Here is a 26,549-nt window from a genome sequence, read left to right on the forward strand (position 1 = left end):
TTAATCATACCGGAGGGATTCAAATGGTAAACATACAAAATAAAAGACTTGTTAAAATTTTAAAGCTATTACTAAATAGTAAGAGTTTTTTAACCGGAGAGGAAATATCAGGATTGACAGGGGTATCTTCAAGGACAATAAGAACAGATATAAAAAATTTAAATCATCTATTAAAAGAAAATGGAGGGATAATAAATTCAGATAAGTCAAAAGGATATAGTTTAGAAATTAAAGATAAAAAAGCATTTAACAAGTTTGTAATAAACGAGAAGGAAGTCAACTATCTCCTTGAAGTAAAGGTTTCCGCACCAGAAGAACGTATTTCTTATATAATGACAAAATTATTATTTAATGCATTAAATGATGAACAAATAACACAGATGGATTTGGCTGATGAAATGTTTATAAGTTTATCTACATTAAAAAATGATCTTAAAAAGGTTGAAAATAAATTAGCTAAATACGATTTAAAAATAATTAGTTACAAAACAAAAGGAATGATGGTTTACGGTAATGAATCTCAGATAAGGTATTGCATCTCTGAATATATTTTTAATAATACAGAAGATTATAAAATAGAAGATAATAAGTTTTACAGAGATATATTTAAGGAAATAGACTTAAATAAAATTAGAAAAGTTATGCTAAAAATTATCTCTAAGTATTCTATTAAATTGACGGATGCTGCTTTTAAAAATATGTTGATTCACATTGCTATAATGATTGAAAGGTCAAATAATAAAAATTTAATAGTGTATACAATAGATCAAATGAGTGTAATTGAGAAAACAAAAGAATATAGAATAGTAAACGAATTAATGAAAGAAATTTATAAAGAACTAAATATGGATATGATCGAAACAGAAGTATACTACATTACACAACATCTAATAGCAAGTAAGAAATATTCAGAAATAGACCATAATGAAACTGATGAGGAATATAAACACATAATTAAGTTGATTATTAATAAAGTAGATGAAGTCACGAACATTGATTTTAATAATGATAAACAACTCATAGACGGATTAAAAATACATTTAAAAACAGCAATAAATAGAATGAAATTTGGTATGAACATTAGAAATGAAATGTTAGAAGTTATAAAAAACAATTATCAATTAGCGTTTCAAATAGCTGTTATAGCAAGTAAGGTAATAGAGGAAAAAGAGAAGATAGCTATAAATGAAAATGAAATTGGATTTATTGCAATACATTTCGGAGCAGCATTAAGCAGAAAAGGAATAAACAATGAAATTAATTTTAAGACAGCAATCATAGTTTGCTCTACTGGAATTGGAACTGCAATTTTAATTAGAGAAAAAATAAAAGAATATTTCAAAAATAAAATAAAGGTGGTTAGAACAATTTCATTGTATGAGATGGATAAGAAAATTGTAGATAATGTGGATATGATATTAACCACAATTCCTATTAAAAATATAAAGTCAGAAAAGATAATAGAAGTTAGTAATCTATTGAATGCTAATGAAGTAAAAAAAATTGAAAACCTAATAATGGGAAAAGAAGGTAGTAATGAACTAAAATATGAAGCATTTTTTAGAAAAGACTGCTTTTATAAAGAAAAGAGTTTAAAAACTAAAGAAGAAGTAATACAATTTTTGACTAATGAAATGATTAGAAAAGGATTTATGACTGAAGTAACAAAAGATTCAGTTATAGAAAGAGAAAATATGTCATCAACAGAACTCGGACATTTGGTAGCAGTACCTCATCCTATAGTCAATGACATGAATGTATCCTCAATAGCAATTTTAGTTTTGGACAAGGCGATAATGTGGGATGAACATCATGTGCAAGTTGTATTTTTAATAAGCATATCTAAGGATAAATTTAAATTATGGGAAACTATATTTGTGAAATTATTCAAGTATCTGGTAGAGGAGGGGGGAGTAAAAGAATTAATAAAACACAGCGATTATGATAAGTTCATGAATAGTTTTATAGGATAACTTTAAAGGAGTGTAAACATGGATATAAATGATTTAATACAAGATAAATTAATAAATATAGCAAAAAAAGATTTAGATTATAAAGAAGTTATTAAATACTTGGGAAAAACACTTTTAAATAATGAGTATATTAAGAAACAATATATAAATGATGTATTGACTAGAGAAGAAAGTTTCCCAACAGGATTAGAGTTAAAAAATATGGGTATTGCGATACCGCATGCAAATCCTGATAACGTTTTAAAAAATGGTATATCGATTTTAAAGCTCAAAAATCCAGTTAGATTTTCAAATATGGAAACAGGAGATCATGTATATGTAAGTATAGCATTTATGTTAGCATTAAAGGATCCTAACGATCATTTGAAAATGCTCCAAAGCCTGTTCATAATGTTTCAAAAAGAAAAGGTAATGGATGAATTAATAAATGCATCAAATAAAGATGAAATAAAGAGAATTATGTTAAATAATTTAATGTGAAATTAAAAATATTAACTTTTAGGAGGAATAAATTATGAAAAAAGTAATAGTAGCGTGTGGTGGGGCTGTAGCAACTTCAACAGTAGCAGCAAATGCAATAAAAGATCTTTGCGAAAAAAATGGTGTCAAAATAGAAATAATACAAATCAGAATGTCAGAAATAGAAAGTAGATGTGACGGGGTAGACCTAATTGTTACAACAGCTAGAATGAAAAAGAAATTTGATGGAATTCCATATGTAAATGGCATGGCATTTTTGACTGGAATAAATAGAGAAGCTGTAGAAGAAAAGATTTTAAGTTATTTAAAATAACCTAAGATATAAATTTTGAGTAGGGGGAATAATTATTATGCAAACGGTATTAAATGTTATTCAGTTCTTTGTAAACTTAGGACCATCAGTAATGCTTCCAATAGTAATTTTTGTAGTGGCTTTATGTTTAGGGCAAAAACCAGGAAAGGCACTAAAGTCCGGAATTTCAATAGGTATAGGTTTTGTTGGCATAGGTTTAGTTATCGGACTTATGTTAGATAATTTAGCACCAGCAGCTTCAGCTATGGCAAAAAACTTTGGACTTAGCATGAGTGTAATTGATGTAGGTTGGCCAGGTTCATCACCAATGACTTGGGCAAGTAAGATAGCTTTATTTGCAATACCGATAGCTATAGTTACTAATCTAATTATGTTGGTGCTTAGACTTACTAGAGTTGTAAATATTGATATATGGAATATATGGCACTATGCATTTACAGGCGCTTTGTTAAACATAGCAACAGGAAGTTTTTGGATTGGTGTAGTAGGTATTATTATACATGCAGCATTAAGTTACAAATTTGGAGATTGGTTCTCACCTGTTACAGAAGATTATTTTGGTCTTGAAGGTATTGCAATACCTCATGGTTCCTCTGCATGGTTTGGACCAGTGGCAGTTCCAATAGACTGCTTGTTAAATAAAATACCTGGAATAAAAGATATAAACATAAGTACAGATAAAATAGCAAGTAAATTTGGTGCTGTTGGAGACCCGGCAATAATGGGTGGAATTTTAGGAGTATTAATTGGAGCATTAGCAGGATATGATGTTAAAGGAGTTTTAACATTAGGTATACAAATGGCAGCTGTTATAATTCTTATGCCGCAAGTTGTAAAGCATATTATGACAGGTTTACTTCCAATTTCAGAATCAGCTAAGAAAATGTTACAAAAAAGATTTAGTGGAGGAAATTTCTATATTGGATTGGATCCGGCAGTGTTATTAGGAGACTCTACAGTTGTTACAGCATCGCTAATATTTATACCGCTGACTATATTAATAGCTATGATTGTACCAGGAAACCAAGTATTACCATTTGGTGATTTAGCAACTATAGGTTTCTTTGTGGCAATGGCGGTTGGTATTCATAAAGGAAATCTATTTAGAACCTTAATATCAGGAAGTATCATAATGTTTATAGCTATATGGATATCAAATCAAACAATTGGATTCCATACAATATTAGCACAAAATGCAGGTCAACTAAAAAATGGAGTAACTAAAGTAGCATCGTTAGATCAAGGTGGCTCACCAATCACATATATATTAACTCAGGTATTTAATGCAACTAATTTACCAGGATTTATAGTTATTGGGGTAGGGTATGTATTTTGCTTAATATTTACGTACTTCTGGTATAAAGATAAGAAAAAAGAAATGGAAAATAAAGAGGAGATGACAGTATAATGGAATATATGAAAGCACTTGTAATTGAAGATGTAAAAAAGTTAGTATATAAAGATGTAGAAATTCCCAAAGTTGAAGAATGCAAAGTGCTTATTCGCGTTAGAGCATGTGGAATATGTGGTTCAGATATACCTCGTGCGAGAGATGGAGGAGTTCATAGTTTCCCGCAAATAGTAGGACATGAGTTTGCAGGAGATATTGTAAAAATTGGAGAAAAAGTTGGAAACTATAAAGTTGGAGATAGAGTTACAGCAGCACCTTTAGTACCTTGCGGAAAATGTAAAAACTGTCAAAAGGGTCATCCGGCCATGTGCACAAGTTATTCTTTCATAGGTTCAAGAGAACCAGGAGCTATGGCAGAATATGTTGCAGTACCTGGTAAGAATCTTATAAAATTAGCTGATAGTGTAACTTACGAGCAAGGAGCATGTATAGAACCAATAACAGTAGCGCTTCATGGAGTTGAAAGAGTAAATATAACTTCAGGAAAAAAAGCTATAGTTTATGGTTGCGGTACAATAGGGATTTTATTAATGCAATGTTTGAAAGCTAAAGGGTTAGAAAAAGTATATGTAGTAGATATAGACGATTTTAAATTATCTATGGCAAAAGAATTGGGAGCGTATGAAGTAATTAATTCTCTTAAAACAGATGTTATAGAATATTTTAATGAACATGGAAAAGTTGACTATGTTTTTGAAACTGCAGGTGTAAACTTTATACAAAGTCAGGTATTAAATTTAGTGGATAAATTAGGAAGCGTAGTTTATGTTGGAACAGCTAATAAGGATGTAACAATAAATCATAAAACTTTTGAGAATATTTTGAGAGGAGAATTAAATGTAACAGGTTCATGGATGTCATACTCAGCACCATTTCCGGGCAACGAATGGAAAGCTGCAGTGGAGTATTTAGAATCAGGAAAGATAAATGTAGATAAGATAATAACTCATCGATTTAAATTAAAAGATGGTTATAATGCATTTGAAGCTATGCTTAGCAAAGATGAAAATTCAATAAAAGTGATGTATATATTATAAAATATGGAGGTAGGAAATGAAATTATTATCAACAAGGGAAATGCTTTTAAAAGCTCAAAGAGAAAGATATGCAGTACCAGCATTTAATATACACAATCTTGAAACATTGCAAGTTGTAGCAGAGACGTCAATGGAAATGAGATCACCAGTAATAATTGCGGGAACACCATCAACAATAGAAAAGTACGCTGGCCCAGACTATATTAGGGCTATGGCAGAAGTGGCAGCGGAAAGGTATAATATTCCAATAGCCATACATTTAGATCATTTTGAAGATATACAAGCAATAAAAAAAGATATTGATATAGGCTTTAGGTCATGTATGATTGATGCATCAAAACATGAATTTGAAAAAAATATTGAAATTGTTAAAGAAGTAGTAGAATATGCTCATAGATTTGATACAACAGTTGAAGCAGAACTTGGAAAACTTGGTGGAAGGGAAGATGATGTTGCAGTTAATGAAAAAGATGCCATGTATACAAATCCAGACGATGCAGCAGAATTTGTTAGCAGAACTGATGTGGATTCGTTGGCTATAGCAATAGGTACAGCTCATGGATTATACAAAGGTGAACCAAAGCTTGATTTTGAAAGGTTAGGAGAAATAAGAAACAAGGTTACAGTACCATTAGTATTGCATGGGGCATCAGACGTACCGGACGAATTAGTTAAAAAGGCAATTTCGCTTGGAATATGTAAAGTTAATGTTGCTACAGATTTAAAAATCCCATTTTCAGATGCTGTAAAAGAATTCTTTAATACACACCCAAGGGAAAATGATCCGAGAAAATATATGACTCCAGGGAAAGAAGCTATGAAGAAAATAGTACATCATAAAATTGAAGTTTGTGGTAGTGTGAACAGATACTAAACCTAAGATGGCGTAAAATAAAGTATCTTAAAGACTATATTTAGAAAAAAAAAATTTAAGTATAAACCCAGATAGGAATTTTGAATAATTAATATGCTATATCCTATATGAAGCAAGGATTATTAAAAAATAGGGGGAATTATTTTATGATATTGGTTTTGAACCTTAATGCATCTTTGGATAAAAGATACGAAGTAACAGATATGGTTAAAGGAAAAGTTATAAGGGCAAAGCAAGTTCAAAATACCCCTGGTGGTAAGGGGATACATGTAGCAAATGTAATAACAATATTAAATGAGGAATGTATAGCTACAGGCCTACTGGGAGGTAAAGCAGGAGAATTTATCAATGAAAAATTAAATGAATACAAAATAAAACACGATTTTGTAAATATAAATGGAGAAACAAGATCATGCTTAGCTATCATTTCAGATGATCTTGTGCAAACTGAAATACTTGAGCCAGGACCAGAAGTAAGTAAAAATGAACAACAATATTTTTTAGATAAATATATAGATTTAGTTAAAGATGTCGATATAGTTGTAGCATCTGGAAGCGTACCAAGGAATATTCCAAGTAATTTTTATAGAAAATTAATAGAAATGACTAATTCACAAGGGAAAAGATTTTTATTAGATACTAGTGGAGAACTTTTAAAAGAAGGAATTAAAGGAAAGCCATATTTTATTAAACCAAATAGAGATGAAATAGAAGCTTTGACAGGAAGAAAAATTGATACAATAGAAGATGCAGTAGAGGAAATAAAAAGATTTCAATCTCAAGGTGTAGAATTTGTTGTAATATCACTAGGTGTTGATGGTTCTGTTGCAGGAACTAATGGAAAATTCTATAAAGTAAATATTCCAAAAGTAAAAGCGATTAATCCTGTAGGATCAGGAGATTCTTATGTTGCAGGAGTAGCAATATCTATTCAGAGGGGATATACAATTGAAGAAACTTTAAAATTTGCATCAGCTTGCGGGACTGCTAACGCAATGGAAAAAGAAAGTGGTTTTGTAACAAAATTTGTAGTTGATGAATTAACTACAAAAATAAGAGTAGAGGAAATTCAGTAAATTGAATTATTTTGGAAATATCATGCTCCAATTTTATTTCCTATAAGTTTTCTTTATATATAACATATACTCTCCAAGAAAATTGTGTTAAGATAACTTATACTGTATTAAATTTAGATGATAAACAAATATATTTTTCCATCGGTGCACACCCAGCATTCATGTGTCCTATTGAAAAAAATGATTTATTAGAAGACTGCTATTTGGAATTTAATAAGAATGAAACTATTTCTAAATATGGAGTAAATAAAGATGTATATCTTTCAAGAAAACCAGAAGAATTTTTAAATGATGAAAATATACTGCCGTTATCAAAGGGATTATTTAAGGATGGACTTTTGATGTTTGATGAACTTAAATCAAACAAGATAGCTATAAAATCTAAAAATAATAATAAATCTTTGGGAGTTGGGTTTGATGGATTTCCGTATTTATGCTTATGGGCTCCAGAGAAAGGTGCACCATTTTTATGTATAGAGCCATGGTTTGGACATCCAGAGTATGAAGATTTTGCTGGTAAATTTAAAGATAGGGAAGGTACGGTTTCATTAAAAGCTGGTAATAAATTTAATTGTACTTACAAAATATTTGTTGATTAGTAATACAACAAATTATATAGAATTATAGATAATGTTACTTTATTAGAATTTATTTAAGGCTTGTATATATGAGTTATACAAAGTAAATTGTGGAATCAATCCAAAACAATATCTAATTATATAAACTAGAAAAACTAATATTGGAGGCTATTTTAAACTACACCTAATGTAACTGTTAAGCTTTTCAAAGGCATTTGGGATAGAATATGTAATAAACTACTTAGATATTCCACATGAAGATACCTACGCAAGAGGTGACAGCACCAATGATTTACCAATGCTTGAGTATGTAAAAAACAGTATAGCTATGGGAAATGGCAACCCATTATTATTTGATTTAGTTTCATTTGTAACAAAGGACATTGAAGACGATGGAATAGATTATGCTTTAAAACATTATAAAATAATATAAAAGAAGTAGTGCAATGTAAGCGGTAAATTGGTACTTTGACAATCGACAGATTTTTCGAAAACTCTAAAGGTGAGAGAATATAGATAGATTTTGTCAGGGACCATCTACTATTGTTTTTAGAATTATTTATGTTTACTTTGGTATCTGATGATATATCATCAGATACCAAAGTTATTTTATTTTCTATTTTAGTATCTGACCTTTTATCAGACAACGCCACTATACAAATAGCAATGATTGAAAATATATAAGTGGGCAGTGAAACACCGTATGATGTGACCCCAATAAGTAGTCCTTTTTTATTCCTAATTTTTGTAAATTGGGGGCAGACTATTTAATTATAATTGGCATTTGACAATAACTATAAATAGGAGTAACATGAAAGTGGCAAATGCCAATTATAAAAATGGAGATGATTGTATGTCAAATTGTAATTCATGTCCATCAAACGACGGATGTGAAAAGGATAAAGAAAGCTGTATGATTAAAAACAATCCTATGAATAATGTGAAAAAAGTAATAGGTGTAATGAGTGGAAAGGGAGGGGTGGGCAAATCTACAATTTCGGTATTATTGGCAAAAGAACTCAATAAAAAAGGTTTTAAAGTAGGTATACTTGATGCTGATATTACAGGACCAAGTATTCCAAAATTGCTGAATTTGAAAAATAAAAGAGCAGAATCCATAAAAAGGAATATTGTGCCTGTAACTACTAAAGAAGGTATAAAAGTTATATCACTTAACTTATTGATAGAAAATGAGGAAGAACCTGTAATTTGGAGAGGCCCTATAATAGGCAGCGTTGTTGAACAGTTTTGGACAGATGTGTTGTGGGGAGAACTTGATTATTTGGTAATTGACATGCCTCCCGGAACGGGAGATGTAGCTATTACTGTAATGCAGTCAATACCTATTGATGGAATAATAATGGTATCAGTATCTCAAGATTTAGTATCCATGATAGTTTCAAAAGCTGTAAATATGGTAAAGAAAATGGATATTAAAATTTTAGGCATTATTGAAAATATGAGCTATGTAAAATGTCCAAATTGTAATAAAAAGATCAAAATTTTCAATGGGGAAAATACTTATGAATTTTTAGAAAAAATGAATTTAAAACTTCTCGGGGAATTGCCTGTCGTAGACGGTATATGTAACTCATTGCCTTCCAAGAATAAAAATACAGATAATAGTATAGGTTCAATATTCAGTCAAATAGTTGAAAATATAATTAAAAGCTTAGAGAAGGAGATAAAAGATGAAAAAAGTATTGGAATTTCACAAGGAAGGATATAATTGTGCAGAATCTATTGTAAAAGCCATAAATGAAGAAAAAGAAACAAATATTCCAGTCTCTATAGCTAGTCCTTTTGGATCAGGTATGACTGTTGGAACTACCTGTGGAGCTGTTACTGGAGCATTAATGGCTTTAGGTTCAATAAAGGGAAGAGAGACAAGTAAAGAATCAAATGAAACGAGAGAAATCACCAAAGAAGTAATGAATAGAGTAAAAGAAAAATATGGAACCTTTGAGTGCTCAAAGCTGAAGAAAAAAGGCATATCTTGTGATGAAATAATAGAATATACTTATGAAATTTTGAGAGAATGTCTTAAATAAGTCAATATATTAAAATTATTAAAAATAGAATACAGGGAGGAATAAAAATGAAAATTGCAGTAGCAAGTGAAGGAAAACAAATAAGTGGACATTTTGGACATTGTGGAGGATTTGCGATTTATGAAATAGGAGAGGATAAGTCTTTAAAAAAGGACTTTGTGCAAAATCCGGGACATAAGCAAGGATTTTTACCGATATTTTTGAAGGATAAGGATGTAAATGTAATAATATCAGGTGGGATGGGGGAAACTGCAGTTCAATTATTTAAAGATAATAAAATAGAGGTTGTTACAGGTGTTCAAGGTTTGTGTGACGATGCGGTACAGAAATATATAAATGGAGATTTGAGGTCTACTGGAAGTGTATGTACAGAACATCAACATGAAGGAAATTGCAGTAATTAGTTAAATCCAATTTGTGAGGTGGATATTTGGATATGGAATGAGCTATTATGGATTAAAAATATACAGTAAAAAACCTCTTCATATTCATTTTAAATGTACTAATTGCAATGATATAATAGATATAGATGATAGCAAGAATATTGTTTTATTCGGAATATGCAGCAAATGCAGGGAGGTTTTAAAATGCCAAGGCCGACAAAATTTAGAAGAGTAGAATTTTTCCCGGAGGATACCTACTTTGTCCCATGGGGGAAACCTAGATGCAAGATTGAGGAAATGGTTTTGAAGGTAGAGGAGCTTGAAGCAATGAGACTCAAAGATATTGAGGGACTGAATCAGGAAGAGTGTGCAAAAAAAATGCAGGTGTCCAGGCAGACATTCCAAAATATCATCGACAATGCAAGAAAAAAAGTAGCTGTTGCCCTTACAGAAGGTAATGCAATAAGAATAAATGGAGGAAATTATAAGGCTACATTTTGTAAATTTAAATGTCTTAATTGCGGAAATGTGTATGAGATAAAATATGAGAATGACAAATATGCATGTCCTGTGTGTGGTTCAAATAAAGTAGCTTGTAGTAAAAAGGTCGGCTTTTGTAAAAGATGGTGCAAAGATTAAATTAATTTTAGTGGATAAAACCAAGGTGGTTTATCCACTTTTTTAATATAAAAAAGTGTTGACTTGAGGGTATTATAGTATTAAAATATATTTTGCATACGAAATATATTGATGCGAAATATATTCAAGAAGGGGAAAAATATTACATGAATAATGTTCAAGATGCCATGTACCTGCTTAAAATTATAAAAAGGGTTATGAGAAATGTTCACAAAGACGTGGAAAATCATTTCAAGGAGCTTAATATGACCGCACCGCAGGTGTTTGTGGCTATTACGCTAATTCATAACGGTAAAATAAAAATAAGTGATTTAAGCCGGAAAATTGGTCTGTCAAACAGTACTGTATCCGGAATTGTGGACAGAATGGAAAAACAGGGATGGGTAAGCAGAATCAGGAGCAAGGATGACAGGAGAGTTGTATATGTGGATGTGACTCCTGAATTCATGAAAATTGCCAGATCAAAGCACGATGAAGTTTATGGTACGTTCCAATCCATGGTTGACAGTGCAACCGGCGAGGAAATGAATGTAATAAGCAGAGGGCTCATTACACTGGAGAGGGTTATGGACAGACAGGAAATAAAATAAGGAGTAGGTGAAATAATGCTTAAGTTGTTGAAATATTTGAAGCCGTTTATTGCGTTGGTTGCAGGTGCAATAATTTTACTTTTTGTACAGGCGATGTGCGACCTGTCACTTCCGGATTATATGTCCAATATCGTAAATATTGGGATACAGCAAAATGGAATTGAAAATGCGGTGCCCAAGGCACTTAGAAAATCTGAAATGAATAAACTTAAAGTGTCCATGAATGAAGACGATAGACTGGAGATCGTGAAAAATTACAACCTGATTGACAGATCGAGTCCGGATTATGATAAATATGTAAAGGACTATCCGGGACTGCAAAAGGAGCCGGTATATGTTTTGAAAAATATTGAAAAACCTGAAATAGACAGAATGAATCCAATAATGGGAAGGGCGTTTCTTTCTGCATCAGGGGCTGATAAGAAATTCAATCTGTCCGGCGAAGATATGGTGACGCAGGCTTCAGTTGGTTTTGTAAAGGCCGAATACACCATGCTCGGGATGAATACAGATAAGATACAGAGAAATTATATTATCCATACTGGAGTAATAATGCTGCTTTTTTCTCTTATGAGTGTGGTCTGTACCGTGGCGGTGGGATTTCTGGCTGCAAGAACCGCAGCCGGATTCTGCCGCAATCTGCGAAAGGATTTGTTTGAAAAAGTCGAGAGTTTTTCCAGCAGGGAATTTGACAAATTTTCCACAGCCTCTCTTATAACGAGAACTACAAATGACATTACCCAGATACAGCTTGTTATTTTTCTTGCCATAAGGATGATTATATATGCTCCGATTTTGGGAGTTGGAGGAATCATGAGGGCCGTCAGCAACAGCACATCCATGTCATGGATTATCGCCCTGGCAGTTGTGGTCCTGCTTGGCTTGATCGGGTGCATATTTGCAGTTGCATTTCCTAAATTTAAAAAAGTTCAGAAACTGGTTGACAGGCTGAATCTTGTTACACGTGAAAGTCTATCAGGGATGATGGTAATAAGGGCTTTCAACAACCAGAAGTTTGAAGAGAACAGGTTCGATGAGGCAAACAGGGATCTGACAAATACGAATCTGTTTATAAATCGCATAATGTCCATGATGTTTCCCGCAATGATGCTTATAATGAACGGAATTACCATACTTGTAGTATGGGTGGGAGCTCACCAGATTGCAAATTCAAGCATGCAGGTAGGAGATATGATGGCATTTATGCAGTATGCCATGCAGATAATATTTGCATTTCTCATGATGTCATTTATGTTTATTCTGATACCGAGGGCATCGGTATCCGGTCAGAGAATCAGTGAGGTCCTTGAAGTAAAACCGGCTATTCTGGATCCTGAAAGGCCTCTGCACTTTAAAGGAGGGGTAAAGGGAATGGTGGAATTCAAAGATGTCTTCTTCAAATATGAAGGGGCGGAAGAATATGCACTCAAGAATATAAACTTCAGGGCATTTCCAGGACAGACAACTGCCTTTATCGGTTCTACAGGCTCGGGAAAATCAACTCTTGTCAATCTTATTCCGCGTTTTTATGATGTAACTGAAGGGCACATTACGATTGATGGGACTGATATAAGGGATATTACCCAGAATGAATTGAGGGATTCAATAGGTTATGTTCCTCAGAAAGGTTCACTTTTCAAAGGTACCATTGAATCGAATTTAAAGTATGCCAGGGAAGATGCAACAGAGAAAGATATAAGAAAAGCGGCAGAGATTGCACAGGCAGAGGAATTTATTGATGAAAAGCCGGAAAAATTCAAGAGTGAAATTTCCCAGGGAGGGTTAAATGTGTCGGGAGGACAGAAGCAGAGGCTTTCAATTGCACGTGCTCTGGTGAAAAAACCGGCAATATATATATTTGATGACAGCTTTTCAGCTCTTGATTTCAAAACTGATTCCAGATTGAGAAAGGCACTGGAATCTGAAACAAAATCAAGTACCATTTTGACTGTGGCACAGCGTATTTCTACAATAAAGAACGCTGATCAGATAATAGTTCTTGATAAAGGCAGAATAGTAGGTAAAGGCACTCATGAAGAACTTATGGAGAACTGTACAACATATAGGGAAATTGCACTATCACAATTATCTGAGGAGGAATTGGCATGAGCAGAAGGAAAGGGCCTGCAGCCATGATGAAAGGCAGTGAGAAGTCCCATAATTTCAAACCGACCATGAGAAAACTTATCGGATATTTAAGCGATTATAAAATATCATTGATTATCGTACTTATATTTGCAATTGTAAGTACAATATTTTCAATAGTAGGTCCCAAAATACTTGGGAAGGCTACAACAAAACTGTTTGAAGGTGTCATGAAAAAAATATCCGGCATCGGTGGTATAGATTTTAATTATATAGGAAACATAATCGCTCTTCTTGCAGTGTTGTATGTGATAAGTTCGGTATTTGCCTATATCCAGGGATGGATTATGTCCGGAATATCAATGAAGGTGAGCTATAAATTCAGAAAGGACATTTCAGAAAAAATAAATAGAATGCCGCTGGGGTATTTCGACAGGACAAATCATGGGGAGGTACTGTCGCGTGTTACAAATGATGTAGATACATTGAGCCAGACCCTTAATCAAAGCCTGGGACAGATTATTACATCAGTTACAACCGTCATCGGCGTAATGATAATGATGTTTACCATAAGCTGGCAGATGTCTCTTGTGGCCCTCTGCATAATTCCGGTATCTATGCTGCTCATAGCTGTCATTGTAAAACATTCCCAGAGGTATTTCAAACAGCAGCAGGATTACCTTGGGAACCTGAACGGACACGTTGAGGAGATGTATGGTGGTCATATTGTTGTGAAAGCCTTCAATGGTGAAAAAGAGAGTGTAGATAAGTTCGACGGTATGAACAGAAAGCTTTTTGGAGCTGCATGGAAATCACAGTTTCTGTCCGGAATAATGATGCCGGTTATGAATTTTGTAGGGAATCTGGGGTATGTGGCAATATGTATTCTGGGAGGATGGCTCGCAGCCAAGAGGACCATCGAAGTTGGTGATATACAGGCATTTACCCAGTATGTCCGCTCGTTTACACAGCCTATTTCACAGATTGCCAACATCTCAAATATACTTCAGCAGACAGCAGCTTCGGCGGAACGTATATTTGAATTTCTGGAGGAAGAGGAAGAGACAGCCGAAACATCAGTCCCGGTGAAACCTGACAGCATAGAGGGCAGTGTTGAATTCAGAAATGTCCGCTTCGGCTATGATCCGAAGAAGGTAATAATAAATGATTTTTCCGCCCTTATTAAACCGGGACAGAGAATTGCAATCGTAGGACCTACCGGGGCAGGAAAGACAACCATAATAAAGCTCCTTATGCGTTTTTACGATATAAATAGCGGATCAATACTTGTAGATGGCAATGATATAAAGGATTTTACGCGAAATGATCTTAGATCCATATTCGGAATGGTTCTCCAAGATACCTGGCTTTACAATGGAAGCATAATGGAGAATATAAGATATGGAAGACTTGATGCCTCTGATGATGAGGTAATTGAAGCCTCAAGAGCGGCACATGTTGACGAATTTGTGCATGCTCTTCCCGATGGCTACAATATGATTCTGAACGAGGAAGCCAGCAACGTATCGCAGGGTCAGAAGCAACTGCTTACTATTGCAAGGGCCATACTTGCCGATCCAAGGATACTTATTTTTGATGAAGCTACAAGTTCGGTAGACACCCGTACGGAAGTTCAGATCCAGAGAGCCATGGACAATCTCATGAAAAATCGCACGAGCTTTATAATTGCCCATAGATTGTCAACAATCCGCAATGCTGATTTAATACTTGTCATGGATCATGGAGATATTGTGGAGCAGGGCAGTCACCGGGAACTCCTTGAAAAAGGAGGGACATATGCAAATTTATACAACAGTCAATTTGAAGCAGACTAACTTATACCTGCAGGTTTCTTATTAGACTTTTCCCACTTGCATGCATAGTCTTCCAGTACGTTGTGGAGCACCTCACCTATTTTTTTATAATCTTCATCCTCCAGGTTGGCGAGGGATATTCTTATGGACCATTCAGGTCCCTTGAATCCAGCTCCGCTCAGCAGTACTATTGAAGATTTTTCTGCAAGCGAGAACAATATGTCCACAGGCTTGTAATTGGATTTTAGATATCCTGTAAATTCCTCACCATAAAAATTTTGAGACAGTTCAAGTATATCAAATTCGGTGTAGTAGGAAGCACTGTACGGATCTTCTGTTAAATCCAGTCCCAGACTTTCAAAGAGCTTTCTTTTACGCCTCCTGCAGATATCCTGTATAATCTGCTTGTAACTGTGGTTTCTGTCAATAAGGGAAAATACGGCGAAAAAAGCCATTTGAACCTGCTGGGGTGTGGACAGTCCGGCGGTATGGTTCAAGGCAACCTGTCTGCTGTCTGCAGCTATTCTGTCTATAAATTTTATGTTTTCCGGATTAGTGGACAGTGCTTCATAACGCCTTCTGGCTGATTTTCTTTCGTGTTCCGGCAGTGCTTCAAGCAGATGGTCAAATACATTTTGTCTTGCCAGGGAAATAGTACCGAGACGCCATCCTGTAACTCCGAAATATTTTGAAAAGGAGTATACCCCTATTGTATTGAAGGGGAGGTATGATGCCGCAGACTTAAAATCATCTACAAAAGTGCCATAGACATCATCTGATATTACCATGAGATTCGGATTGTATTTTTTTACTATGGCTGTCAGTTTTTCCATGGATTCGGGTCTTATGGCCACAGAAGGCGGATTACTCGGATTTACCAGAAATAATGCCTTTATGTCATTATTGGCAAGCTTTTCGATTTCCTCATCGGAGTAGTGCCAGCTCTTTTGACCGTTTCGGGAAAATTCAGAGGCCTGAATGTTGATGATCTTGAAACCATAACGGGGTATGAGCGGAATTTCCAGATAAGGAGTGAAAATAGGAGTCATGATTGCAATGGTATCATCTATTTCCAGGAGGTTGTTTGCAATGAGCGAATCGAATATATAGCACATCCCGGCAGTTGCTCCCTCTACTGCAAACATGTCAAACTCAGGGGATGGATCTTCAGAGTATATTTCTTCTTTCAGGTAATCCTGAACCACATCTGCAATATGCGGCAGTATCCTTACAGGCGAAGGATAGTTGTCGCCTATTATTCCATCTGCCAGTTCATAGATCCAATTATCGGGATCAAATCCCTTTTGTTCCGTTCCGTAATTTATTATTTCATTTAGCAGGTTCATTCCAGGCATATAACTGTGTTTCTCCGCATATTTTTTGAATTCCTCCGCTATACCTGTTTTTTTGGGCATGCCTGCCAGTAAATTCTGACAGTCACATGTTTTCCAGGTCTTCCTTGCTGCGTGTACTGCAAATTGGCCGAATGTAAAAAATGCTTCTCTGGGTGGAGCAGCCGTCCAGTTTGGGTTTCCCCTGCCTGCATCTAAAAGCGTATGTGCACTTTTTTTACCTTCATCCCTGGCAAGCTGAATTAGGCTGTTTCTCAATTCAAAAGGGCTTATTATGCCGTAGATTCTTTCTATTTCCATACGTTCAATGTTTTTTGTATTCATAAAAATTCTCCGTTACTAAATTATTGTTTATTGCAATTTCATTTTTTATGGTCTGCAGAATTATACGAAATTATTCTTCATTGAACATATAGATAAAATAACAAATCTAATAAAATCTTAATATTTCTATTGATAATATGCCTAAAAACGAGTAAAATATAAACAAGTTTTTTAAAAGCTTGTTTATATTTTTATTCTTAATTTTTATTTTTTAGAGGAGGTCTTTTTATGATAAGTGGAGTAGATACTACGTTTGTAATTGTATGCGCGGCGTTGGTAATGATAATGACTCCGGGATTGGCTTTATTTTATGCAGGAATGGTAAGAGGAAAGAATAGCTTGAACAGTACTCTTCACAGTTATTCAGCTCTCGCTATAGTATCTGTACAGTGGATACTTATAGGATATACACTTAGTTTTGGTACGGATATTGGAGGATTTTTAGGAGGTTTTAATTTTGCAGGATTAAAGGGAGTTGGTTTCGCAGCAAATCCGGATTATTCTGCTACAATACCTCAGCAGGTATTTATGTTATTTCAAATGATGTTCGCAATAATAACTCCAGCACTTATATCAGGATCAATAGCAGAAAGAATGAAGTTTTTACCATGGGTTGCTTTTCTAATACTTTGGACAACCTTCGTATACGACCCGATTGCCCACTGGGTATGGGGTGCAGGTGGATGGTTAAAGAATCTTGGAGCTCTCGATTTTGCAGGTGGAGATGTAGTCCATATAAGTTCAGGAGTATCGGCACTTGTAGCAGCCATTATGCTTGGCAAGAGGAAAAATGTCGGGAAACCAAGTAACCTGCCTATGACCTGCATGGGAGCTGCAGTGCTCTGGTTTGGATGGTACGGTTTCAACGCAGGAAGTGCACTGGCCGTAAACAGCGTGGCTGTAAATGCTTTTATAACTACAAATACTGCGGCAGCAGCTTCAGCTTTGAGTTGGAGTCTGTGTGAGCTTGCATATAGAAAGAAAGTAACTTCTCTTGGAGTTGCAAGTGGAATAGTTGCAGGTCTTGTAGCAATAACACCCGGTGCAGGTTTTGTAAGTCCTCTTGCTTCAATTCTTATAGGGCTGATAGGAGGAGCAATTTGTTATACATCGGTTACATTTGCAAAATCCAAATTTGGATATGATGATGCACTTGATGCTTTTGGATGCCATGGTGTAGGTGGTATATGGGGCGGAATTGCAACGGGAATATTTGCATGGCAGGCAATAAACTCTGCTGGTGCAAACGGACTTATTCATGGAAATCCCAAATTGGTTCTGATACAGATTATAGGTATTCTGGCAAGTGTGATTTACTCCGCAGTAGTTACATTTATTATAATCAAAATAATTAAGGCTGTAAGCGGCATAAGAGTAAGTGACAAAGCCGAGGAAACTGGATTGGATGTTACAGAACATGGTGAGGAAGCTTATGGTGGATTGAACAGCTGATAAATTTATTTGGGATGTTGACTAAATTAAATAAATTAGCATAGAATTATATTATAGTAATTTGCATTATAAAAATGTATTATAAAAGGAGGTATAATCATGGCTGATAAGCTTACAAAAATAGATATTATTACTTCACAGGGGAAGTTTGAGGAATTGAAAAAGGCTCTTGGTGATATCGGAATTGCCGGGATGACTGTTACCAATGTTCTGGGGTGCGGAATGCAAAAGGGACACAAGGAATATTATCGTGGCTTGACAATGGATATAAATCTTCTTCCAAAAATAAAAGTAGAAGTAATAGTTTCCGAGATACCTGTTGAAACCGTGGTTGAAACTGCAAAGAAGGTTCTCCACACTGGAGAAATAGGCGATGGAAAAATATTTGTATATGATGTACAGAATGTTATACGAATAAGTACCGGAGATGAAGGAAAAGCTGCCCTTCAATATAAGAAGGAAAGCTGAATCATACAGGGACGTACAGGATTAATTTCCATGTATGTCCTTGTTTTTATAGAGATTTTATTCTACAATTATAATTGTATATTAAATAATTGCATATGGAGTGATGATTATGAAGATTTCAGTTATCGAACCGCTTGGACTTTCCGAAGATGAACTCAGAAACATTGCGAAACCGATTACAGACAGAGGACATGAACTTGTAATCTATAACAATAAAGTTACAGACACAGGGATTTTAAAAGAGAGAGTTCGTGATTCAGAAGTAATTGTACTTGCGAATATGCCACTTAAAGGTGAGGTAATAGCCACCGATGATAAACTCAAGATGATTTCCATAGCTTTTACAGGAGTTGACCATGTTGAGCTTAAAGCATGCGGCAAAAATGTGGTTGTTTCAAACGCAGCAGGCTATAGTACGGATTCTGTAGCCGAGCTTGCAATAGGACTCACTCTATCGCTTCTCAGAAACATCGTACCATTGGACAGGTCTACCAGGGAGGGAAAGACAAAAGACGGATACAGCCAGAGAGATCTGAGCGGGAAAACATTTGGCGTAATTGGAACCGGAGCAATTGGATCTGCAGTCTGCAGACTGGCAAAGGCATTCGGGTGCAGTGTTCTTGCATATAATAGAAGCAGAAAGCAAGAACTTGAGAGTATTGGCATAAAATATGTAACGTTGGATGAACTCCTTTCAAAAAGTGATGTTGTTTCAGTCCATCTTCCTCAAAATGATGACACAAAGGGGCTCATAAGCAGTGAAAAAATTGCCTTGATGAAGGAAAGTGCCCTGCTTATAAATGCAGCGAGAGGGCCGATTGTCGACAATGCAGCTCTTGCACAGGCATTGAAAGCTGGAAAGCTTGGAGGGGCAGGGATAGACGTATTTGACAGTGAGCCGCCTCTTGAGGACATATATCCTCTTTTGGATGCACCAAACACGGTACTTACTCCACATATAGGATTTGCAACAAAGGAAGCTATGGTAAGGAGGGCACATATAACCTTCGAGAACATAATCAAATGGCTTGATGGACAGCCTCAGAATCTGGTGAAATTCTAATCTGTATTTAAATAGGCCTTGCAAATGTGCAGGGCTTTATTTAATATATTATACATATAATGTATTAAGGGGGAATATCTATTGAGTATAAAATTTATATACGGAAGGTCCGGAAGTGGAAAAAGCCACTACTGCTTTTGGGATATCGGCAGAAAAATTCAATGTAACGGACCAGATCCCCTTATATTGATTGTACCGGAACAGTTCTCATTTCAAACGGAGAAAAATATAATAGAAAGTATAGGGCATAACGGAATATTGAAGGTTAAGGTTGTAAGCTTCAAAAGGATGGCGGATTATGTAATGGATGAAGTGGGAGGAGAAACAAACAGGCATATCAATGATTCGGGAAAGAGCATACTTCTATATAAAATACTTGAGGAGAACAGGGATAAATTGAAGGTTTTCAAGAAAGGTGCCAGGAAAAGGGGGCTTGTATCCGATATTTCAACAACTATAAAGGAGTTTAAAAGGTATGGTATAAACCCTGATGGATTGAAAGACATCATAAATGGAAATAAGGTGAAAAATCCATCTCTATACAATAAGCTGAGTGACGTAGCAACGGTATTTTCACAGTTCCAGAGCAGGATGAAGCAGAGTTATGTGGATGATGAAGATAAACTTGACATATTGACACAAAAGCTTGATGAATCCTCCATGTTTGATGGTGCACAGGTATGGGTTGATGAGTTCTCTACTTTTACCCCGCAGGAATACAATATACTGGAAAAAATAATGATACGGGCTGATAAAGTGAATTTTACACTCTGCATGGATTCAAATGATGATCTCTTTCTGCCCTGCGGAACTACAGAAAAAAAGTTACTTGAAATGGCAGAACGGAATAACATCTGCTATGAAAAACCCGTTGTTCTGAGCGGCAGACCATGCTATAAGTTCAAATACAGCAGTGAGCTTCAGCATCTGGAAAGCTACATGCTCTCATATCCATACAGACAGTATGAATACAAGCCTAAAAATATAAGTATACTCAGATCTCTGAACAAATACACCGAAGTGGAAAATACGGCAAGAAATATAATTTCATTATGCAGGGACAACAATTTCAGATTCAGGGACATGGCAGTTGTAAGTGGCGATCTAGAAGGCTACGAAAATATAATAAAGGCTGTGTTTACACAATATGGCATACCGTTTTTCATTGATAAAAAGAGAAATATAGACGACAATCCAATAGTAATTTTAATAATTTCCGCAGTAAATATAATTTCCCAAAACTGGTCCTATGAGTCGGTATTCAGATATTTGAAGACCTGGCTTCTTGACTTTGACAATGAAGATATAGATCTGTTGGAAAACTATGTTCTGGAAAATGGGATAAAAGGTTCAAAATGGACAATGGAGAAACCATGGGAATTCAGGATGAGCTACAGTACCAATGAAAACGAGGATGACAACCAGGAGGAGCTCCTGCAGAAGATAAACTCCATAAGGGACAGAGTAAGGGAACCTATTATAAAACTGTCCTCCTCCATCAAGGGAAGAAAAAGCGGCAGGGACAAATGTATCGGACTTTACAATTTCATATGTGATATAAAAATACCTGAGAAGATAGAAAATATAATAGTTGAATTCAAGGAAAGTTCACGTCTTGACAAAGCCAGGGAATACAGTCAGATATGGAACATAGTCATGGATACCCTGGATCAGATAGTAGATACCACAGGTAATGATGTCTTCGGCATGGATACCTTCAGCCATATACTTGAAGCTGGATTCAGCGAGTATAAAATAGGTGTCATACCGCCTTCTCTTGATCAGGTACTCGTAGGAAGTATTAGCAGGATAAGGAGTCATGATATAAAGGCACTTTATATAGTTGGTGCAAATGATGGGATTTTTCCCGCATGCATGGTTTCTGATGGAATCCTTACGGACGGAGACAGGGACGAACTCAGGGAGATGGGTATGGAACTTGTGGAAAACAGCAGGACGAGAGCCTTTGAAGAGAGATTTCTCATATATACAACCTTGACTATAATGAGTAGGTATCTCAGGATCAGTTATGCCATAGGAGATGATGAGGGAAAGTCGAAGAGACCGTCTATTATAATATCCAGGCTGAAAAAAATTTTCCCGGAACTTGTAGAAGAAAGTGATCTTATTGATGAAGGTGTTGAGACAAAAGGCGGAATGGAATCTGTGAGCGTACCCGGGGCCACTTTCAACAAGCTTATTCAGAATATAAGATATGATTCGCTAAAAAAGGCTGCTGATCCAGTCTGGCTTGATGTATACAGATGGTATGAAGGCAGTAAGGACTGGAGTGCTAAGTTGAACAGCATACTTGAAGGATTCAGCTACACCAATGAAATGGAGATAGCAGATACCAGAAAGGTAAGAAATCTCTATGGAAAACATCTCAACATGAGTGTTTCAAGGCTTGAAAAATTTGTACAGTGTCCATTTGCATACTTTGTACAGTACGGTTTGAAGGCAGGGGAGAGGAGAATATACAATCTTACACCTCCTGACATAGGAAGCTTCATGCACAGTGTACTTCAGGTATTTTCCACCAAATTAAAGGAGGAAAAACTTACATGGAGGGACATAGACAAAGAATGGTGCAGCCAAAATGTCTCCCTTGTAATTGAAAATATGCTTGAGGAAAGGCCAAATTCAATATTGAACAGTTCAAACAGATACAGACATATTACAACAAGACTGAGAAGGGTTGTTACAAGAGCTGTCTGGCTTGTGACGGAGCACATAAAAAAGAGCCGATTTGATCCGGAGGGATATGAGGTTTCCTTTGGAAAGTCCGGAGATTTTCCGCCTATTTCAGTGAAGCTCCATTCAGGTGAGGAAATAAGCCTCTCGGGAAGGGTTGACAGAATAGATATAATGAGACAAGATGGGGCAGACTATCTGAGGGTGATAGATTACAAATCCGGAGTAAAGGAATTTGATATTTCAGATCTATATTACGGACTTCAGATACAGCTTCTCGTATATCTGGATGTGATACTTTCTGAAATTGAAAAGCAGACGGAAAAAGCTGCCATTCCGGGAGGAATGCTGTACTTCAAGCTGGATGATCCCATAATCAGCGGCAAGGAAGGCATGACGTACGAAGAAATAGAAAGAAAAATAGTAAAAAGCCTCAGGATGAACGGGCTACTGCTGGATGATCCTGATATAATAAGGGATATGGATGACAGCATTGATGGAGCTTCGGATATAATACCGGCATCCATAAAAAAGGACGGCAATATTTCATACGGCAGATCATCTGTTGCTACACTGGACCAGTTCAACATGCTTAGAAAGTATGTGAGAATTACCATGGCAGATGTATGCGAGAGGATACTTGAAGGTGATATAGAAATTTCACCCTGCAGGGAAAATCTGAAAAGCGGCTGTGATTTTTGTATTTATTCTGCCATATGCCAGTTTGATGTTATGGTAAGGGGAAACAGATACAATGTACTTCAGAAAAAGAGCGTAGATGAGATATGGAGGGATATAGAAAGACAAGTAAATGATAGATAAGGGGGATATTTATAATGAATGAATGGGAGATGATATTGAGACTGCTTCTGGCAGGTGTGCTCGGAGCATTTATAGGATTTGAGAGAAGAAGCCATTTCAAGGATGCGGGACTCAGGACACATTTTGTAGTTTCACTTGGAAGTGCTCTTATAATGCTCGTATCAAAATATGGCTTTTTTGATCTTGCAGGAATTGATTCTGTAGGACTTGATCCAAGCAGGGTGGCTGCACAGGTTGTAAGCGGGATTGGATTTCTCGGGGCGGGAACTATAATAGTGGAGCACCAGTATGTAAGAGGTCTTACTACTGCCGCTGGATTATGGGCTACGGCAGGCATCGGCCTTGCTATTGGAGCTGGAATGTATATACCGGGGGCAAGTGCCACCCTTCTCATACTTGTAGGACTTGAGATATTCAACAAACTTCAGAGAAGTGCCCTGTATTCCATTGTAAAGGCAGATATGTCCATAGAAGGTGTAAATCCCTCGTTGGATGTGTTGAAGGATTCAAAAATGAGAATATCGAATATACGTGTAGACAGGCATCACAATAAAAAAGACAGGGATTTTGAAGTAAGAATTACATTCAGGCTGTACAGTAAAAGTCCGGATGATACCAGACAGATTATGATAAGTCTTCTTAAAGTAGAATATGTAAAAAATGTGAATGTAGATTGATGATAATATTGATTTGGAGGTAAATATATGAAATTGTTGTTGACCAATGATGATGGAATAAATGCACAGGGACTTTACACCCTGGCAAAACACCTTGAAGAGGATAATGAAATTATAATCGCCGCACCATCGCAGCAGAGAAGTGCCAGCAGTCATTCCATAACTGTGGCAAGGGGGATAGCGGTGAGACAGAAAAAAATTCAGGGAATAAGAGCCGAGGCATACAGTGTAGACGGTACTCCGGCGGACTGTGTCAGGGTTGCAGTGGATAAAATAGCAGGAGATGTGGACATGGTAATATCGGGAATAAATGAAGGGTATAATGTAGGAATCGATGTAGTGTATTCTGGAACAGTTTCTGCTGCAATTGAAGCTGCTCTCTGCAAAATACCTTCCATGGCAGTATCCATGGGTGTGGGTCAGCCCGGATATGACTATAATATAGCTGCGGACTATGCAAGACAGGTTCTGAATACTGCAAAACAAAAAAGATACCTCAAGGATGATATAGTGCTGAGCCTCAATGTACCGCCTTTGAAGCAGGAGGATATAAAGGGCATAAAGGTATGCAGAACAGGCTTTAAAATGTATGATGATTTTTACGTAGAAAAAGAGGATGAAAACAAAAATAAAGATTTTCATCGTCAGGGGAAATTGACGGGATACGATGTGGAAGGAACGGATCTCTACTATATAAGGAGAGGTTATGCCACACTTACGCCACTTCACTATGATTTGACAAACCATGATATATTGAACAATGTCAAGAATATATTTGAGCAGAGAAAAAATGGACAGTGAAGCATTTCACTGTCCATTTTTTCTACTAGCAGTTACAGCCTTTTTCAGGCTTCATATAAAAATTCTTTTTCATACCTACGCCGCCCTGTACATCCATGAGAGCTTCTCCAAAACGCTGAAAGTGGACTACTTCCCTCTGTCTTAGAAACCTCAGTACATCTCTCAGATCAGGGTCATCTGTCAGGTCTGACAGATGCTCATAGGTCATTCTTGCCTTTTCCTCTGCAGCCAGATCTTCATGCAGGTCGGCAATGTGGTCACCGGTAGATGCAAAGTAGGCGGCTGTCCAGGGTACACCGTTTGCATCCACCAAAAATGGGGAATGATCGTGCTGGACATAATTTGCTCCAAGACCGGCAGCCTCCAGTTCTTTCGGCGTCACACCTTCAACAAGCTGATGGAACATTGCACCTATTATCTCTACATGTGCGAGTTCCTCCGTACCTATGTCTGTAAGTAAACCTTTTGTTTTGCCTGTGGGCATTGTGTAACGCTGGGTTAAATATCTCATGGAAGCACTCAGCTCACCGTCAGGTCCTCCAAACTGGGTTATGAGATATTTGGCCATCCGGACGTCTTTTTTCTTTATATTTACAGGATACTGCAACTTTTTTTCATAATTCCACATAATCTATCCTCCTATTTCTCAGATTCCCAAGGCCATGGATCGTTTATCCAGCTCCAGGGATACTTGCTTGTGCTTGATCCAAAATTGGTCAGCATACCATAATTGTCCTCATACTCCTTTTTCAATGAAAGAAGCTGTGTGGTATATTTGTTATATGCTGACAGTGCATCCCGGTTGTTTGGAAAGTTGTCGAGGTATAGATTGAGATCTACTGCAGCAAATTCAAGTTCTCTTATTTTGTTCAAGAGGCTTTTCCTGCTCAGTTTACTGCCCTTATTGTTTTTACTGCCAATATTGGCGTTGTTATTATCCTTCATGGTTCTCCTCCTATATTATTTTTTTTTCGGATTGTAGGGCTTGACAAGATTGGGAAATACTGTTCCTTCCCTCAGTGCTTCCTTGAGTGGCAGCAGCCCAATAAAAGGCTGGGGCATTATATAAACCCTAGCAAGCTGCATCTGCGGCATCATATTTGGAGGAGGCATGAAATTGGGCCTCACGTTTGGTCCCATATTGGGTCCCATGTTCGGAGCCATATAAGGCATGAAATTTGGATACAATGTTTTCACCTCTAATAGTTGTTTACAATGTCAATATATTCATTTTCAATTAAAATGTTAATGATATATGTAGAGTATTCGTTATAGATTTAATTATATAAATTTATGATAAAATTTTTAAATATAGGTTTAATACATACTCATTTAATGGTATAATCATATTAATTAGTGAATTTTAGTATTTATGCAGTTAAATTTATGTAAACCTCCATGGATCATATATATGTGTACCCTCCAGTTATATGCTCTTATATATGTCGGAAGTTTACATAAATCTTTCTTCTATATTATTATACGATTGGAATTGTCAAAATGCTTCAAATTTATTTTTATATAATTTGAAGCATTTTGTATTTTAATTTTGAATAAATAAGAACACCAAGGCAAATAATAAAATCGGAGGT

At 36.0% G+C, this 26,549-nt stretch carries 26 protein-coding genes and 1 pseudogene; 23 read left to right on the forward strand and 4 right to left on the reverse strand.

Annotated features, from left to right (window positions below):
- Positions 1-23: 23 nt before the first annotated feature.
- From LKE46_RS17245 to LKE46_RS17325, 17 genes and pseudogenes are all read left to right on the forward strand, one after another.
- The gene (locus LKE46_RS17245; protein WP_291725318.1) at positions 24-1,973 is read left to right on the forward strand and encodes a BglG family transcription antiterminator; all 1,950 of its coding nucleotides are present in this window, start codon (positions 24-26) and stop codon (positions 1,971-1,973) included.
- 18 nt (positions 1,974-1,991) lie between these two features.
- Positions 1,992-2,453: a PTS sugar transporter subunit IIA gene (locus tag LKE46_RS17250; RefSeq protein ID WP_291725320.1), complete on the forward strand. Its 462-nt coding sequence runs from the start codon at positions 1,992-1,994 to the stop codon at positions 2,451-2,453.
- 34 nt (positions 2,454-2,487) lie between these two features.
- Complete coding sequence (gene gatB / locus LKE46_RS17255; RefSeq protein WP_363316061.1) at positions 2,488-2,766, forward strand: PTS galactitol transporter subunit IIB; 279 nt, start codon at positions 2,488-2,490, stop codon at positions 2,764-2,766.
- 37 nt (positions 2,767-2,803) lie between these two features.
- Positions 2,804-4,174 carry a PTS galactitol transporter subunit IIC gene (locus tag LKE46_RS17260; protein ID WP_291725323.1) on the forward strand — a complete coding sequence of 457 codons (1,371 nt, stop codon included), beginning with the start codon at positions 2,804-2,806 and terminating at the stop codon, positions 4,172-4,174.
- Positions 4,174-5,214, forward strand: a complete 1,041-nt coding sequence (locus tag LKE46_RS17265; protein ID WP_291725324.1) for a galactitol-1-phosphate 5-dehydrogenase — start codon at positions 4,174-4,176, stop codon at positions 5,212-5,214. Before LKE46_RS17260 ends, LKE46_RS17265 begins: the two co-directional genes overlap by 1 nt.
- A gap of 16 nt (positions 5,215-5,230) precedes the next feature.
- The gene (locus LKE46_RS17270; RefSeq protein ID WP_291725326.1) at positions 5,231-6,088 is read left to right on the forward strand and encodes a tagatose bisphosphate family class II aldolase; all 858 of its coding nucleotides are present in this window, start codon (positions 5,231-5,233) and stop codon (positions 6,086-6,088) included.
- 146 nt (positions 6,089-6,234) lie between these two features.
- Positions 6,235-7,164, forward strand: coding sequence for a 1-phosphofructokinase (pfkB, locus tag LKE46_RS17275; protein ID WP_291725328.1), 930 nt, complete (start codon positions 6,235-6,237; stop codon positions 7,162-7,164).
- Positions 7,165-7,175: 11 nt separating this feature from the next.
- Complete coding sequence (locus LKE46_RS17280; protein ID WP_291725330.1) at positions 7,176-7,763, forward strand: hypothetical protein; 588 nt, start codon at positions 7,176-7,178, stop codon at positions 7,761-7,763.
- Positions 7,764-7,938: 175 nt separating this feature from the next.
- Positions 7,939-8,175: pseudogene (locus LKE46_RS17285) on the forward strand (HAD hydrolase family protein); the annotation flags it as partial.
- A 420-nt stretch (positions 8,176-8,595) separates the two neighbouring features.
- Positions 8,596-9,471: an Mrp/NBP35 family ATP-binding protein gene (locus LKE46_RS17290; protein WP_291725744.1), complete on the forward strand. Its 876-nt coding sequence runs from the start codon at positions 8,596-8,598 to the stop codon at positions 9,469-9,471.
- A complete protein-coding gene (locus tag LKE46_RS17295) occupies positions 9,434-9,793 on the forward strand; it encodes a C-GCAxxG-C-C family (seleno)protein (protein ID WP_291725332.1) in 360 nt (119 codons plus the stop codon). Before LKE46_RS17290 ends, LKE46_RS17295 begins: the two co-directional genes overlap by 38 nt.
- A gap of 47 nt (positions 9,794-9,840) precedes the next feature.
- Positions 9,841-10,197 carry a NifB/NifX family molybdenum-iron cluster-binding protein gene (locus LKE46_RS17300; RefSeq protein ID WP_291725334.1) on the forward strand — a complete coding sequence of 119 codons (357 nt, stop codon included), beginning with the start codon at positions 9,841-9,843 and terminating at the stop codon, positions 10,195-10,197.
- Between the two features lie 37 nt (positions 10,198-10,234).
- Positions 10,235-10,411 (forward strand): hypothetical protein, encoded by a 177-nt coding sequence (locus tag LKE46_RS17305; protein ID WP_291725335.1) that lies wholly within the window; start codon positions 10,235-10,237, stop codon positions 10,409-10,411.
- On the forward strand, positions 10,381-10,815 hold the full coding sequence (locus tag LKE46_RS17310) for a DUF134 domain-containing protein (protein ID WP_291725337.1): 435 nt from the start codon (positions 10,381-10,383) through the stop codon (positions 10,813-10,815). Before LKE46_RS17305 ends, LKE46_RS17310 begins: the two co-directional genes overlap by 31 nt.
- A 146-nt stretch (positions 10,816-10,961) precedes the next feature.
- Positions 10,962-11,405 carry a MarR family winged helix-turn-helix transcriptional regulator gene (locus LKE46_RS17315; protein WP_291725339.1) on the forward strand — a complete coding sequence of 148 codons (444 nt, stop codon included), beginning with the start codon at positions 10,962-10,964 and terminating at the stop codon, positions 11,403-11,405.
- 15 nt (positions 11,406-11,420) lie between these two features.
- Positions 11,421-13,514 (forward strand): ABC transporter ATP-binding protein, encoded by a 2,094-nt coding sequence (locus LKE46_RS17320; protein ID WP_291725341.1) that lies wholly within the window; start codon positions 11,421-11,423, stop codon positions 13,512-13,514.
- Positions 13,511-15,325, forward strand: a complete 1,815-nt coding sequence (locus LKE46_RS17325) for an ABC transporter ATP-binding protein (RefSeq protein ID WP_291725343.1) — start codon at positions 13,511-13,513, stop codon at positions 15,323-15,325. The genes LKE46_RS17320 and LKE46_RS17325 overlap by 4 nt, the downstream gene beginning before the upstream one ends.
- Here the strand turns inward: LKE46_RS17325 and aspD are convergent.
- Positions 15,322-16,980, reverse strand: coding sequence for an aspartate 4-decarboxylase (aspD, locus tag LKE46_RS17330; RefSeq protein ID WP_291725345.1), 1,659 nt, complete (start codon positions 16,978-16,980; stop codon positions 15,322-15,324). The two genes, LKE46_RS17325 and aspD, sit on opposite strands and share 4 nt — an antisense overlap.
- 228 nt (positions 16,981-17,208) lie before the next feature.
- On the opposite strand from aspD, the gene LKE46_RS17335 reads away from it, so the two are divergent.
- From LKE46_RS17335 to surE, 6 genes are all read left to right on the forward strand, one after another.
- Entirely contained in the window at positions 17,209-18,432 is a 1,224-nt protein-coding gene (locus LKE46_RS17335; RefSeq protein ID WP_291725347.1) for an ammonium transporter, read from the forward strand.
- 99 nt (positions 18,433-18,531) lie between these two features.
- Positions 18,532-18,900: a P-II family nitrogen regulator gene (locus LKE46_RS17340; RefSeq protein ID WP_291725349.1), complete on the forward strand. Its 369-nt coding sequence runs from the start codon at positions 18,532-18,534 to the stop codon at positions 18,898-18,900.
- 109 nt (positions 18,901-19,009) lie between these two features.
- Positions 19,010-19,963: a 2-hydroxyacid dehydrogenase gene (locus LKE46_RS17345; RefSeq protein WP_291725351.1), complete on the forward strand. Its 954-nt coding sequence runs from the start codon at positions 19,010-19,012 to the stop codon at positions 19,961-19,963.
- A gap of 81 nt (positions 19,964-20,044) precedes the next feature.
- Positions 20,045-23,479 carry a helicase-exonuclease AddAB subunit AddB gene (gene addB, locus LKE46_RS17350; RefSeq protein WP_291725353.1) on the forward strand — a complete coding sequence of 1,145 codons (3,435 nt, stop codon included), beginning with the start codon at positions 20,045-20,047 and terminating at the stop codon, positions 23,477-23,479.
- Between the two features lie 14 nt (positions 23,480-23,493).
- Entirely contained in the window at positions 23,494-24,156 is a 663-nt protein-coding gene (locus LKE46_RS17355) for an MgtC/SapB family protein (protein WP_291725355.1), read from the forward strand.
- 27 nt (positions 24,157-24,183) lie between these two features.
- Positions 24,184-24,957: a 5'/3'-nucleotidase SurE gene (surE, locus tag LKE46_RS17360; RefSeq protein WP_291725357.1), complete on the forward strand. Its 774-nt coding sequence runs from the start codon at positions 24,184-24,186 to the stop codon at positions 24,955-24,957.
- A 25-nt stretch (positions 24,958-24,982) separates the two neighbouring features.
- Here surE and LKE46_RS17365 read toward each other — a convergent pair whose 3' ends face one another.
- The 3 genes from LKE46_RS17365 to LKE46_RS17375 are packed head-to-tail and all read right to left on the reverse strand — an operon-like array spanning position 24,983 to position 26,130.
- Complete coding sequence (locus LKE46_RS17365) at positions 24,983-25,585, reverse strand: manganese catalase family protein (protein WP_291725360.1); 603 nt, start codon at positions 25,583-25,585, stop codon at positions 24,983-24,985.
- An 11-nt stretch (positions 25,586-25,596) separates the two neighbouring features.
- Positions 25,597-25,902 (reverse strand): spore coat protein CotJB, encoded by a 306-nt coding sequence (locus tag LKE46_RS17370; RefSeq protein WP_291725361.1) that lies wholly within the window; start codon positions 25,900-25,902, stop codon positions 25,597-25,599.
- 15 nt (positions 25,903-25,917) lie between these two features.
- A complete protein-coding gene (locus LKE46_RS17375) occupies positions 25,918-26,130 on the reverse strand; it encodes a spore coat associated protein CotJA (RefSeq protein ID WP_291725386.1) in 213 nt (70 codons plus the stop codon).
- Between the last annotated feature and the right edge of the window lie 419 nt (positions 26,131-26,549).

Origin of the sequence: Clostridium sp., from assembly GCF_022482905.1 — a bacterium.
Taxonomy (GTDB): Bacteria; Bacillota; Clostridia; order Clostridiales; family Clostridiaceae; genus Clostridium_B.